Below are 14,368 nucleotides of genomic sequence, written 5' to 3'. Positions count from 1 at the left end.
TTTACCTTTTTGCCAGCAGCGGTTCGGATACACCCTCAAGCCCCACCAGTCCAAGCACGGTCAGAAATACCTTCTGCGCTCCAAGGTAGGAATCCTGCGGGTCAAAATATTCGTCAAGGGTATGTACCCCGCCATAATCGCCTCCACCACCCAAGGTGACCGCCGGGATGCCCAAATAAATCGGAATGTTGGAATCCGTACTGCTGGCCTCATCCAGAACAGGCTCAAAGCCGATCGCTGCCGTTGCTGCCGCGGAAGCCTGCACGATCAGCGCATGCGGGTCCTGCAAGCCTGCCGGACGGTCCCCGACCAGCTTCCTCACCACCGTAATGGTCCCTTCCCGGTTCCAGCGCAGATTTTCCTGCTCTGCCGCATTTTCAATCAGCGCCAATACCTCGGCTTCCAGCTTCAGGAGTTGCTCCTGTGAAGTGGAGCGCATATCCAGTACCATTTCTCCCGTTTCCGCAATCGTATTGACCGAGGTGCCGCCCTGAATAAGCCCCACATTGAAAGTTGTCTTCGGATTGGCAGGTGTGTGCACATCCGCCAGAGCCGCAATGGCCCGGCCAAGTGCATGGATCGGGCTTGGCGTGCCGAAGTCGCCGAAGCTGTGACCGCCCGGCCCCCTGAAGGTCACCTTGTAGCGCTTGCTGCCTACCCCCAAATACGTAATCCGATCCGGTTCGCCTGGCTCGATGGAAATAAATCCGTCCAGATCGTTTCGTCCTTCAAACAGCGTCTTGACGCCGCGCAGATCTCCCAGACCTTCTTCCCCGACCGTCGCCCCGATGATCAGATCGCCTTTGGTCTTGATCCCGGCGTGATTCAACGCTCTGACCAGGGTGAGGACAACGGCCAGACCTCTGCCGTCATCGGAAATGCCAGGAGCGTAAATTTTTCCGTCTTTTCGTTTGGCAATGACATTTGTGCCGCGCGGAAACACCGTATCCAGATGAGCGCATACGACGAGTGCAGGTCCGCCTCCGCTTCCGGGCCGGATGCCGAACACGTTGCCGACCTCATCAGTCTGAATATCCTGGATGCCAAGCTCCTCCAGCTTCTTTTTATAAAGCTCCCCTTTTTCCGCTTCCTCAAAGGTCGGCGCTTCGATCTCTGTCAGTTCAATTTGCTCTTCCGCTGTACGGTCATTGTCTGCTTCCAAAAAGGCAAGCCCCGTCTGCACGCCGGAGTCGGCCATCAGCCGTTTGTATACCTCTGTAACCTGCGGCAAAATCTCATACTTGTCCGCGTTTGCTTCCACTTGTTTGCCCATCGACCGTCTCTCCTTCACCTAAAATAACTTCTTAAACCGAATGTTTCTAAACCGAAAAATTCTGGACCGAAGATTTTTTAGTTCAGATGTTTTCTAAAAAATTCAACGGTTTTTCGGTGCATCGTTATATGGTTTTCCAGCTTTTCCGTCTGATGTCCTTCATCCTCAAACACAATAAGCTCCACTTCCTGCTGCCGTGCCTGCATATCCCCTACCAGTTGCTCCGCCTCACTGACCGGAACGCGGGTATCATTGCGTCCATGAAAGACAAGCAGCGGTGCCTTGATTTTGTCCGAATGATGCAGCGGCGCAATTTCGTCGAAAAAATCGCTGTGCTCTGCCAGACTGCCGTATTCGCATTCCCGCAACCGCCGCCGCCACTCGCCCGTATTCTTGAGCATCGTCTTCAGATTGGAGATGCCCACGATATCCACTCCGGCTGCCCATAAATCCGGATAGTGCGTCACCGCCGCCAGCACCATGAATCCGCCGTAGCTTCTGCCCATGATGCCGATTTTGCCCGGGGCGACCCCGCGGTTTTCGGTCAGGTCCTTGACCAGCCAGGCCAGATCCCGGACGGAGTCCATCCGCTTCCTGGCATCGTCCAAACGGATATAGGTCCTGCCGTAACCGCTGCTGCCGCGCACATTCGGGGCCGCCACCGCAAAGCCCTGACGGACCAAGTACTGCATGACCGGATGATACTCCGCCTTCGTCTGGCCCTCCGGCCCGCCATGCACATAAATGACTGCAGGTTTCCCCTGCTCTGCCGTTTGATTATAGAAAAAATACGGGACCTCCAGTCCGTCAAAGGAACGATATGTGCAAATTTCCGGCTCGGCCCAGCGGCCGCTTATGCTATCCGCGCGGCTGATGAAGGTTAAACGGCGGGCCGCCCGGGATGACCGGCTGTATTCCCAAATGTCTCCGGGCATGACCGGGGATTTCAGGCTGAACAGCAGGGCTTCGCCGCTGAGCCAGGACAGAGAGTCTATGACGCCTGCAGGAATTCCGGCGGTCATCTCATGCTCTGCCGTGGCGATGTGATAAAAGCCCAGCCTGGAAACGCCGCCTTCATTCACCGTAAAGGCCAGGATGTCCTCCTGCGGTGAAAGTGCGATCTCTTCAATATCCCATCTGGGGAAATGAAGCAGCTTGGTCAGCCTTTCAGGGGAATCCGTGGAATATTCACACAAGTAAAGTGTCTCTTCCCCAAGGTCCGTCAGGGCATAGCCTTTTTTCCCGCCGTCCGCCATCCGCACCGCTTCATATTTGGCCAGCGTACCTGCCGGACCGATCCGCACCTGCTGGCCTGTCCTGATGTTGATGTGATAAATCGTGCTGTCCAGGTTCGTTTCCCGGATGCGGATAAGCAGACTGTCATGATCCGCCCAGCCAAGCGGAACGCAGTTGCCATCATGGGTAAACACGGTATTGACTTCCCGGGTCGCGATGCTGATTACAAAAATATCAAAATACCCCGGATGCCTGCGGTTGCTGCTGTAGGAGAAAAGCTGCCCGTCCGGCGACCAGCCGCCCGGATAGTGAAAATGCTCGGCAGATTGCATCAAGGGCTCAAGCTTCCCCTCCCCCGCCAAAAATAACTGCTGCTTTTCGTTGCCTTTGCAGTCGACGCCTACGACCGCCCGTTTTCCGTCAGGAGCATGCAGCAGGCTTAGAATCCGGTCCTCCGCCCGTACAAATAAGATGGGATTTTGCTCTTCATCCAAAGTCCAGGCCTCGGGGATTCCGCTCATTTTCGACAGAAACGTCCACTTCCCTGTTCCGGGAATGGCACTACACGCATAAGCGCTTTTTACAGTCAGATACTGCAGCAAAATTTCCTCTTCATTCATATGTTCGCTCCCCTTCACGCCTTGTTGCTTTCATCATACCTCAATCGTACAGGTGGCAGGCAACAAAATGCCGGTCTTCCATCTGTTTTTTGGCTGGAGCCTCCTGCTTGCAGCGGTCCATCACATAAGGACAACGGGTATGAAAAATGCAGCCGGCAGGCGGGTTGAGCGGGGAAGGAAGCTCACCTTGCAAGCGGATACGCTCTTTCTTCACCTTCGGATTCGGCAGCGGCACCGCCGAGAGCAGCGCCTGGGTATACGGGTGCAGCGGGGAAGCAAATAACCGATCCGTCGGCGCTTCCTCCATCATCTGTCCCAGGTACATCACGCCAATCCGGTCGGAAATATGCCGGACAACGCTCATATCATGGGCGATAAACAGATAGGTCAGCTGAAACTGCTCCTGCATGTCCTCCAGAAGATTGATAATCTGCGACTGGATCGATACGTCCAGCGCAGACACCGGCTCATCGCAGATGACCAGCTGAGGATTGGCGATCAGCGCCCGGGCCAGCCCGATCCGCTGCCTTTGCCCTCCTGAAAACTCATGCGGATACCGGTAATAATGATCCACCTGCAGCCCGACCTTTTGCATGATGTCCATTACCCTGTCGGCATGGTCCTTTTTATCCCCGATCGAGTGAATCAACAGCGGTTCCTCCAGCGTGCTGCCGATCCGTTTGCGGGGATTCAGGGAAGAGTAAGGGTCCTGAAACACCATTTGGATTTCCTTCCTCGTTTTGCGGAGCGTCTGGCCCGATTGCTTGAAAATATCCTGATCCCTGTACATCGCGGTACCGGACGTCGGCTCGGTCAGGCGCATGATGGAACGGCCGGTCGTGCTTTTGCCACAGCCGGATTCGCCGACCAGGCCGTAGGTTTCACCTTCATACAGCCGAAAGGATACGTTATCGACCGCTTTCACCTGCCCCTTTGCTCCTCCCAGCCGACCCAGCGGCCCGCGCAGCGGAAAATATTTTTTCAAATCCCGGACATCCAGCAGCAGCTTGGGTTCTGCCTCCGCTGTGTTATGCATAGACTCCTGCCTCCTCTCGCCCGATCCGCTCAACATGCCAGCATCTGACCTTCCGCATGTCCGCATGGCTGAACAGCTCCGGCTCCTGCTCTCTGCACTGGCTGTCCGCATAGGGACAGCGCGCCGCGAACCGGCACCCTTGGGGCACATTCTCCAGCGATGGAACCATGCCTTCAATGACATGCAGCTTGGCCGTCCGGTCTCCGTCCATCTGCGGAATGGAACGGATCAGCCCTTTGGTGTACGGATGCAGGGGATGCTCAAACAAATCCTCCACCGGGGCTTCTTCCACGATTTGTCCGAGATACATGACCACTACACGGTGACACAGCTCCGCCACGACCCCGAGATCATGGGTAATGAACATGACGCCCATACCCAGCTGCTGATTAAGATCGGAGATCAGATCGAGAATTTGCGCCTGGATGGTGACATCGAGCGCGGTCGTTGGCTCATCGGCGATCAGCAGTTTGGGCTCACAGGCCAGAGTCATGGCAATCATCACCCGCTGCCGCATCCCGCCCGACAACTGATGGGGATATTCGTGAATCCGCCTTTCCGGCGCCGGAATGCCTGTTAAACGGAGCATGTCCACCGCTTTGGCATAGGCTTGTTTTTTGTTCATATGTTGATGCAGCATCAGCGATTCCGCAATCTGAAAGCCAATGGTCAGCACCGGGTTGAGCGAGCTCAGCGGGTCTTGAAAGATCATTGAGATCTCATTCCCGCGAATGTCCTCCATTTGCGGCCTGGACAGCTTTAAAAGGTCCATCTCCCCATTAAACCGTATTTCACCCTCGTACTTAACGAGATGCTTTTCGTCAAACAAGCGCAGAATGGATTGGGAGGTCACACTTTTGCCGCAGCCCGACTCACCAACAACCCCCAAAATTTCTCCTTTATTAATATGAAAGGAAATGCCGTCCACAGCCGTCACCCGGCCCCGTTCCGTAGCAAAATGTGTTTTCAAGCCGCGCACTTCAAGTAAAACGTCCGCCTGCATGCAATGCCCTCCTTCCTTTAGTGGCTGCTTTTTCTTCCCTTTGACAGATGCGGATCAATCAGGTCTCTCAAACCGTCCCCCAGCAGGTTCAATCCAAGCACGGAAAGCATAATGAGCGCCCCGGGGAACACGGTCATCCACCAGGCTTTGAAGATGACAACTTTACCGTCTCCCAGAATGTTGCCCCAGCTCGGATTCGGGGCGGGAATGCCTGCGCCCAGAAAGCTCAAAGCCGCCTCCGTAATGATCGCGTCCGCAAAGATAAAGGAGGCCTGAACCACCAGCGGGGAGATTGTATTCGGCGCAATATGCAACACGATGATTCTCCAGGGGCTCGCCCCTTGTGCCCTGACGGCCTCAATGTATGTCTCCTCCCGGATGACAATGGCGGCAGAACGGACGACCCGGGCCACATTCGGAATGAACACAATGGTCAAGGCGATAATGACGTTCTGCTGCAGCGGGCCGAGGGCCGCGATCAGGGCAATGGCCAGCAGCACGCCGGGAATCGCCATAAGACCGTCACAGATGCGCATCAGAATTTCATCCAGCGTTCTATAATAGCTTGCAAGCAGTCCGAAAATCATGCCGATCAGGCAAGCCAGAAAAGCAACGGTCAAACCTATGCCCAGCGACACTCCCGCACCGTACACAATTCTCGTCAGCAAGTCACGACCAAAATTATCGGTACCCAGCAGATGCTGCGAGCTCGGAGGCTTCAGCCGCTCCTCGACCACCATCGCAAACGGATCGTGTGGGGTTACCAGAGGTCCGATTAAAGCGAGCAGTGTCAAAGCCGCCATCATCAGCCCGCCGATGACGATGCCTTTGTTGACCAGGACTCGCCGCCACAGCAGCCTGCGTTTTTGCTTCTTCAGATTTTGCTTCACACGGACCAGCTCCGTGCTGCTCCCGACCAGGCTCATGGGCTCCCTCCTTTATTTTTTCCCCAGCCTCACACGCGGATCGACCACGCCATACAACAGATCCACCGCCAGGTTGATCAGCACATAGAGAAAGGTTACAAATAACACGACGCCCTGAATAATCGAATAATCCCTTCGTTCCACGGAATTGATGATGAGCTGGCCGATCCCCGGAATGTTAAAAATCGTCTCCGTTACCACCGCGCCGGCGATCAAGGCACCGAAGGTCTGCCCGATCACCGTTAAAATGGGCAGGAATGCATTTTTGAGCGCGTGCCGATAGATGACCATCCGCTCTTTGACTCCCTTCGACCTGGCGGTTTTGATGTAGTTCATGTTCAGCACCTCCAGCAGGCTGGAGCGCGACATGCGGGCAATCAGCGCCGTGTGCATGGCCCCAAGGGCAACGGATGGCAGGATCAAATATTTCAGATGCTGCCAAAGTCCGGCGCTCAGCGGCTGATAACCCGCAACCGGCAGCCACTGCAGCTGTACCCCGACCAGCAGGACGAGGAAGAGGGCCAGCAGAAAGCTGGGCAGGCACATGCCGAGCAGTGATATGCCCATGACGGTCTGATCGGTGGCGGTCCCTCTGTGAATGGCCGCGAGAATGCCCAGCGGGAGGGAAAACAATACGGACAGGAGCCCGGCAAAAACCGCAACGGAAATCGTTGGCGTAAAATGGCTCATAATGGCGCTCATGACGGGCATTTTCATAAAATAGGAGATTCCGAGATCCCCCTGCAGCGCCTTCCCGACCCAGTTGAAATACTGACTGATTAAGGGCTGATCCAGGCCCATTTCCGCCCGCAGCGCCTGAATTTGCTCTTCCGTGGCTTCATCCCCGAGCAGCACAGCCGCCGGATCGCCTGGAGTGATATGGACAATGGAGAAAATCACGACCGAGACGATGAACAATACGGGAATGAGCGAGAGGAGCCTGTTCACCAAATACATTTTCACGATTGATTTCCCTCCCCGAGGATTGGTTAACCCGCTTTCTTCACGCCCCAAAGAACGGGTCCCTGAAACATGGTCAGATCCTGCAGCCCGCTCGAAACAGCGTCGATCGAGGCATAATGACCGAACAGCGTATATGGCAGGTAATCGTTCCACATATAAGCCTGCATCTCACTCCACAGCTGCTTGGCCTCTTCCTTGGTAGGAGCGACCCGGATATCCGCAAGCATTTTAAAAAGCGTCTCATCATCCGTCCAGCCGACATATTCAGGATTGACCACCAGCAGCTGAGAAGGGGTGGTTACATAACCCGTTCCTACAATGAGAAGGTCCCAGTTGGCCGGATCGGAGCGCCGTTCGGTCAGCGTCGGCCAGTCGTAGATTTCCAGCTTGACGTTAAGCCCCATCTCCTGAAGCTGCTGCTGCAGAACGACAGCCGAATTGTAATGATGGTCATAGTCGCGGGTGGCATATAAAATCAACTCTTCCCCGTTATACCCGGCGTCCTCCAGCATCTGTTTCGCCTTCTCCGCATCGCCAAGGTTAAAGGACTCCTTGCCGGCATCAGTCGCCCAATCGGCCTGTTCAAAACTCATGTATCCGGGATCAAGCTTGTACAGATCCTCGCTGCCGAAGCTCGCCATCATGATGGCGTTGGCGTTGATTCCCGTGTTGATGGCGGCCCGGATTTTCGGATCGGTCATCAGGCCCTGCTTTTTGTTGTAAGCGACATTCAGCGTGCCGGAATCAAACGTGGCATGAGTCGTCAAGTTCGGCATGCTCTTTAATTGCTCATAGTTGTCGAACGGCATGTTCGAGGCGATGTCGTACTCCCCGGTCTGAATGCCCGCAAGCCGTGTGGAGGAATCGGTCACAATATAGTAGTAGACATCATCCACATAAACCGTCTTGCTGCCGGACAGCCCGCTTGTCTCGCGGCTATCAACGCTGTAATCGGCAAATTTGACGAGATGGATGTATTGGTCCTGCGCCCACTGGTCAAAAGCAAACGGCCCTGTACCGATATATTCGGCAACTCCGTCTTTCCCCGCCCCTGTAATGACCTCCGACGGCATGATCGCCGGGAACTGCCCTTTGCCTGCCATAATGTCAAGCACGTCCGTCACTGGCTCGGCGAGGGTCAAGGTTACGGTGTAATCATCCACTTCCTTGAACGTCGATCCGCTCAGCAGCAGGGTGGCCCGTGACGATTTTTCCAGCCACCGGTTCATGGAAGCCACCACGTCCTCGGAGGTCATTTCTTTGCCGTTATGAAACTTGACCCCTTGTCTGAGCTTGAACGTATAAGTCAAGCCGTCCTCGCTGGCCTCAACGGATTCCGCAAGCATCGGCACCGCCTGCTGATCGGCATTTTGCGTAACCAGTGTCTCGTAGATGTTCCGCATCACCAGAATCGCGTCCGAAGAAGTCGTCAGATGGGCATCCAGCGTAGGCGGCTGCACGCTCATTGCGATCTTGACCGTGCCGCCCACTGTCGCCTCTGCGGAAGAATTTGTCGTTGTATTGGTGCCTGCCGTGCCCGCGTTCCCACCGCAGCCTGCCGTCAGTACGGTAATCAGCAAAAGAGTTATCAGCATTCCGATATTTTTCATCCGTTTCTCATCCTCCGCTCCGTTGATTGAAAACCAGACACTCCGCCATATCACCGGGCTCCTCAGTTTTGCGAAGTCACACCCCCGCTAACGCTAACCCTTCCGACGCCTCCCTCAATTTCGATGCTTGTCCCATAGGGAGCCGACAATTCCGCAAGCTCGGCCAAAATTTGCCCATTCGCGCTAATCTCAGGCCATCCCCGCTCGTAACGCGGTTTGCCGTAGCCCAGCTCAACCGGATGCAGGACAAGCTCCGTCAGCTCGCCGTCCCGCATCTTCCATACCGGCAGCACGCTTTGCCAAATTTTCGGATTGACGCCAAAACCGATAGTGTTGTTCTGGCTGCGTTTTTCCAGGGCTCCACCAACATGCTCTGTATGGCTGAGCCCGTATTTCTCATAAAAGTCGGCAGGCAGATGGGTTATGGTATCATTCTGAAAAATAAAATTGCCCAGACTGTAGAAAATTGGCCTGTTCCTATAGATTTCAATGCCTCTGAGGATGTGAGGGCCGTGCCCGATCACGGCATGCGCTCCCTCATCAATGCAGTTTCTTGCGAAGATTTCCAGAAATTCAGCCGGCTGGTTTTTATGCTCGCCGTTCATTTCATGCGCGTGGATGCTGACAATGATGTGCTCGGCCTGCAGTCGAGCTTCCCTGATTGCCGCAATGATCCGCCTCAGATCACTGGCGTGGGGGCGGCTTGTTACGCCTTCTTGATCGTCCTCCTTAAAAAGATAATTTCCAAAAGAATACAAATCATCATTTCGTGGCAATTTAAAGCCTTCTTTAATGCTCTGCTCCTGGGCTGCGTTGATTTTGACGATGGATGCGATGGATTTCAGCTGCTGCATGTTATAAGGGGAAATTTTATGAATGGTTTCGTAACGCAGGGGATTCACACCGGGCCGGCCGATCATATCGGGGCGCTGGTCGCCGGCAATGGCGGATTCATGACAGGTCGAGGTGGCGGATATGATGGCAACCCGGCCGGCGGCCGTCTCCAGATAGCGCGGTTCACTTGCGCTTGCGAGATTCATTCCCACGCCTGCATGGACAAAACCGTGCTTGTTCAAGTATTCCTCCGTAGCCTCAAGCCCGCCGTAAGAGTAATCAAGCGTGTGATTGTTGGCCCATGCAATGAGATTAAATCCGTAAGCCCTCAAATCACATAGCGCGTCCGGCGGTCCCATGGCCCAGGTTCCGCCACTTACCGCCGCCGGAATGCCTTCATGCTGGTGCAATGTCACTTCCAAATTCGTAAACCGGACATCCGCTTGCTTGAGAATCGTTGACAGCCTCTCAAAGGCCTCATCCTGCACAGGCAATCTTCTCGTGATAAAAGCGTCGCCGGTTGCAGCAAATGCAATCTCTCTAATCATCAAATCCCTCCTTTAGGCTTTTCTTCCCTAGCTAGAAAACGAGTTGATGAAGCAAAATATATAAGGAATTATTCCTTAATTGTTCCTTAAACAAAGTATAGGCAGGCCATAAAGTGTTGTCAATAAAAAACACGTTTTGCGTAATATAAAATGACTCAAACTTTCAAGAATTAGAAATAATTCAGCCTTTATCACAGAATTTCTTTTTTAAACCTGGCTATAAACGCAGTTCCATCAATATAATGCCACTAATGCGTTATATATACTGACATAAATTCAACATAATCGTTGTATTCAAATTGTGCAGCCAAACCATGTTTTTTCACCTGCAGCCAAAAGGTATTGCCTTGAGGAATTTCGGAAATACGGTTTGCTTTCCCTACAATTCCTATTGTATGGTTGAAGAAATGAGATTGTGGAGGCTAGACCTGTGAAAGCAAGAGTTGGGCTGCTGGGGCCGAAAGATTCAGTGCAGAAAATCAAGGAAATCGGCATGGATTTTGAAGCTAAAATGGACTTGGTTCCTTATATATATCAGGATTCGGGAGACATTTCCGCTATTATTGAAAAGCATCAGCACTCGGTTCATTTCTGGATTTGTTCCGGATATACACCGTATGTGCTGTCCCAAAAATATCATCATACGCAGATGTTCTTTTATCCGAAATTCAGCGACGGAAGCATTACCAAGGTTCTGCTCGAAATCAGCTACAAAGACAAGCAGAACATTGAACGGATCAGCATAGACAGCATCTTCCGGCAGCAGTTTGTGGAGATGTATCAGGAACTGGGAATTTCAACGGAGCAGATGTACCTGTATCCGAGATCAGGCGACACCTCCGCGGAAGAGATTTTTGCGTTTCATATGGAGCTGTACACCGCCGGCAAAGTCAATATTTGTGCAACCGGCATCCTGTCCGTGTATCAGAGGCTGCGGGCTCACGGCGTCCCGGCATACCGGATCACAGCTACCAAGGACAATATCCGGCAGACAATTCGTTCCGCCTATGAGCTTTGGGAAAAGCAAACGTACCGTCAATCCCAGATCGCCATCCTGATGATCAAAATCGACGAAATCGAGAGTCTGGCCGCCAAGGACGCCGTATCCTACGAGCTGCACCGCCTTGATTTGAAAATTCAGAATACAGTGCTCGATTTTGCCGAGACGGTTTCCGGGTCGTTCATGTCATCAGGCATAGGCAGATACACCGTATTTTCCACCAGGGGCTCGCTGGAGCAAAAAGGTGGCCAGGGCCTGCCTTTGCTCTCCCAACTCTCCCTCATTACGGACCTGGCCTCCAATATCGGCATCGGATACGGGGATTCAGCTACGGTTGCCGAGAAAAACGCGCTGCTTGCCTTGAATCACGCGGAAGCGTTCGGCGAATTTTCCAGCTTTCTTGTGGATGACAGCGGCAATATCGAGGGTCCTCTTAAAGCCAATCATGAGATCGGCTTTAACTACCGGGTTACAGATTCGGAGCTGGGCGACAAACTCAAGCAGGCCGGGGTGACGGTTAGCACCTTCAACAAAATCATTTCTGTCCAAAAAAATTTGGGTATGAACGCGCTCTCTGCTAATGACGTGGCTGAATGGCTGAAAATGACGCAGCGCAACGCAAGGCGCATTCTGACCAGCCTGGAGGAGAAGGGAATTGCCAAAGTGATCGGCGAGGAGGCTCCAATGCTGAGAGGAAGGCCACGCAAATTGTATCAAGTGGGTTTTGAAAGCAGCGATGCCTGATATCCCCCAATGTCTTGACATGACTAGAAGCCAGAACCGCTTTCGGCGGTTCTGGCTTCTTTTCCCATTTGGGCTAGGTCCGCAAGCTCTTTAATTCAAGTCGAATTTGGTCGAATAACATAACAGAGTTCAAATTTGAAATAGGAGAACGTGTATGGACAATATTCATTCAAAAAGCTTATTCGCCAGGTTCAGGAGACAAATTGGTTTAATGAGAACCAAGCTGATTGCTTCATTTTTGATCGTACTTCTAGCTCCCAGCCTGCTCATTGGGTATTTCTCGTACAGAAGTGCCAGCAACGAACTGCGCGGCAACATTTCCGAAGCGGTAACGACCAATATCGGATTGATTGATTCCAATATAACGGAATATGTGCAGCCTGTCATAAATACGCTGAATATGTTTGTAAATGTGCTCTCTTCAGAGGATGTCGCCGCTCATCCGGAACAGGTTCAGCAGCTGCTGGATCAGATGATGGCCACATACCCCATGCTTGACGGAGTCATTCTCGGAATTGAAGATGGCAGTTATGTCAAATCACCTGCCCAGGACAACCCGGATTATGACCCGCGTGAGAGAAGCTGGTACCAGGAAGGCATGAAACTGAACGGGGACATTTTTATCGGCAAACCTTCAGCCAGCGCCTCTACCGGCAATCTGGTCGTCACGATTTCCAGATCCCTGCCTGACGGCAAGGGTGCGCTTACCTTGAATCTCAGCCTGCAGAGCCTCACGGATAATTTGAAGGATGTCAAAATTGGCGAGCACGGCGGATTGATGATTATGAACGATGAAAATCTGATCGTAGCGGGTGCCGGCCCTGCATATATCAACAGCAAGAAGAAGCCGGGAGATGTTCTGGAAGGACTGCCTGCAATCAAAACAAAGGACGGAATTGAAGTGGCTGACAGCAGCAGCTTCCTCGGTCAAAAGGCAGATATCTTTTCTGCCAATCAACCGCTGACGGGCTGGAATATCTTCGGTATCTATGACAGCCGGGATTATGATCAGGCGGTCAAGCCGATTCTGATCAACAGCCTTATTGTCATTGTCGTATCCATTGTCGCAGCGGCGGTAATTATTTTCTTCACGCTCCGCAGTATTATGGTTCCGCTGGGCAAATTGCAGAAAGGAACCAAGGTCATCAGTGAAGGCAACCTGACAGAACGGATCCAACTGCAGAGAAATGATGAATTCGGCGAGCTCGCCCGCGATTTTGATCAGATGACGCAATCCCTGCATGCGATGGTGGTGGAGGTTAATCAAACCTCAGGGCATTTGGCTTCATCGGCTGAAGTTATTAAGGAAAGTACAGAGCAGACCACCCTCTCCGTTCAGTCTGTAGCGGAAACGGTGCAGGAAGCGGCAGAAACGGCATTAGCGAGTGCCGAGTCCTCGGAGCAAACCGCCTTTGCCGTGGAAGAAATGGCACGGGGAGTCAGCTCCATTGCCGAATCCGCAACTGCCATCGTGGACTCCGCATCCCGGACGGAAGAGGACGTAGCCAACGGGAGCCGTAGAATCACTACGGTGCGAAGCCAAATGGACCGCATTTTACAGGCCGTACATGAAACAGGCAATTCCATCAATGAGCTGTCGAAGCTTTCGGATCATGCACGGGAAATGAACGACGCCATAGCTGACATCGCCAAGCAGACGAACCTGCTCTCGCTTAATGCCTCTATTGAAGCGTCCAGAGCAGGTGAAGCAGGCCGCGGATTCGCCGTTGTAGCCGAGGAAGTTCGCAAGCTCTCCGAGCAGTCCAAGCATACCGCCAGTGAAATCAGCTTAATCATCGGACAGATGGTGGAGCTGATCGAGCAGTCGACCCGGCAAATGAACACGGAGGTACGCAGTCAGGTCAGCGAAGGCCTGCGGGTCAGCGAAGAAGCGCAAACGGCGTTCAACAGCATCGAACGCTCCACTGCTCATATTGTGGACCAGATCCAGACGGTATCCGCTGCTGCTGAACAAATTTCGGCAAGCACACAGGAGGTATCCGCTACCGTCACTGAGCTGGCCAACATGTCCAAGCAGTCGGCCGCCAGCGCGCAGACGACATCGGCTGCCGCAGAGGAGCAGATGGCTGCGATGGAAGAAATCTCTTCTTCCACCCAGGAGCTTGCGCATATGGCTGAAAGTCTGCAGCAGATGGTCAAGCGATTTACGATATAATAAAAACATTATCGATGTACCTTCTCAGAAGACAGACCGCGTTTAGCGGAAGTTTTGCTTGAGGGTATAGAATTGTTCAGCTCCGCTGAAAACTTGCTTGACAGTCAAGCATCCCGTCGACCGTGGCAAGGCATGTGAACTCGCTGCCCGGAGCTTTGCACGATTATCCCATTGGATCAGGTAAAGAAAAACAGAAAACCGGGAACCGAAAATCGACTTTAGGCGCGTTAAAGAAAATAACGGATCAAGTGTGGCACGAAAATGCCTGTTGTTACGCTATTCAGGACCATCGAATGGGTCTATTATTTTTTTGATCGTGCCTTATGGGGAAGCAGATCGGTTCGAGATCATGAGGCGATCTTAGGAGAAAGCGGAGCGTTTAGCTGATGTGAAGCAGAC

Annotated in this window: 10 protein-coding genes; 2 read left to right on the top strand and 8 right to left on the bottom strand. The window is 53.0% G+C overall.

Features of this window, described 5'->3' with window-relative positions; genetic code table 11:
- Position 1: 1 nt before the first annotated feature.
- The 8 genes from ACE5KN_RS05660 to ACE5KN_RS05625 form a co-directional block, all read right to left on the bottom strand.
- Positions 2 to 1,273 carry a M20/M25/M40 family metallo-hydrolase gene (locus ACE5KN_RS05660; RefSeq protein WP_375523183.1) on the bottom strand — a complete coding sequence of 424 codons (1,272 nt, stop codon included), beginning with the start codon at positions 1,271 to 1,273 and terminating at the stop codon, positions 2 to 4.
- Positions 1,274 to 1,350: 77 nt separating this feature from the next.
- The gene (locus ACE5KN_RS05655; protein WP_375523184.1) at positions 1,351 to 3,129 is read right to left on the bottom strand and encodes a S9 family peptidase; all 1,779 of its coding nucleotides are present in this window, start codon (positions 3,127 to 3,129) and stop codon (positions 1,351 to 1,353) included.
- A gap of 40 nt (positions 3,130 to 3,169) precedes the next feature.
- Positions 3,170 to 4,165, bottom strand: coding sequence for an ABC transporter ATP-binding protein (locus ACE5KN_RS05650; protein ID WP_375523185.1), 996 nt, complete (start codon positions 4,163 to 4,165; stop codon positions 3,170 to 3,172).
- Positions 4,158 to 5,168 carry an ABC transporter ATP-binding protein gene (locus tag ACE5KN_RS05645; RefSeq protein ID WP_375523186.1) on the bottom strand — a complete coding sequence of 337 codons (1,011 nt, stop codon included), beginning with the start codon at positions 5,166 to 5,168 and terminating at the stop codon, positions 4,158 to 4,160. Before ACE5KN_RS05645 ends, ACE5KN_RS05650 begins: the two co-directional genes overlap by 8 nt.
- A 17-nt stretch (positions 5,169 to 5,185) precedes the next feature.
- Positions 5,186 to 6,094 (bottom strand): ABC transporter permease, encoded by a 909-nt coding sequence (locus ACE5KN_RS05640; protein ID WP_375523187.1) that lies wholly within the window; start codon positions 6,092 to 6,094, stop codon positions 5,186 to 5,188.
- Positions 6,095 to 6,106: 12 nt separating this feature from the next.
- Positions 6,107 to 7,057, bottom strand: a complete 951-nt coding sequence (locus ACE5KN_RS05635; RefSeq protein ID WP_375523188.1) for an ABC transporter permease — start codon at positions 7,055 to 7,057, stop codon at positions 6,107 to 6,109.
- 26 nt (positions 7,058 to 7,083) lie between these two features.
- A complete protein-coding gene (locus tag ACE5KN_RS05630; protein WP_375523189.1) occupies positions 7,084 to 8,667 on the bottom strand; it encodes an ABC transporter substrate-binding protein in 1,584 nt (527 codons plus the stop codon).
- A 62-nt stretch (positions 8,668 to 8,729) separates the two neighbouring features.
- Complete coding sequence (locus ACE5KN_RS05625) at positions 8,730 to 10,049, bottom strand: CapA family protein (RefSeq protein ID WP_375523190.1); 1,320 nt, start codon at positions 10,047 to 10,049, stop codon at positions 8,730 to 8,732.
- Positions 10,050 to 10,479: 430 nt separating this feature from the next.
- Between ACE5KN_RS05625 and ACE5KN_RS05620 the strand changes: the two genes are divergently transcribed.
- Both ACE5KN_RS05620 and ACE5KN_RS05615 read left to right on the top strand, forming a co-directional pair.
- A complete protein-coding gene (locus ACE5KN_RS05620) occupies positions 10,480 to 11,793 on the top strand; it encodes a helix-turn-helix domain-containing protein (protein ID WP_375523191.1) in 1,314 nt (437 codons plus the stop codon).
- A 211-nt stretch (positions 11,794 to 12,004) separates the two neighbouring features.
- Positions 12,005 to 13,969: a methyl-accepting chemotaxis protein gene (locus tag ACE5KN_RS05615; RefSeq protein ID WP_375523192.1), complete on the top strand. Its 1,965-nt coding sequence runs from the start codon at positions 12,005 to 12,007 to the stop codon at positions 13,967 to 13,969.
- The last annotated feature ends 399 nt before the right edge of the window (positions 13,970 to 14,368 follow it).

Origin of the sequence: Paenibacillus terreus (assembly GCF_042138595.1) — a bacterium.
Taxonomy (GTDB): domain Bacteria; phylum Bacillota; class Bacilli; order Paenibacillales; family Paenibacillaceae; genus Paenibacillus; species Paenibacillus terreus.
The sequence above is the reverse complement of the archived record's forward strand: the minus strand, read 5'-3'. Positions and strand labels throughout refer to the sequence as shown.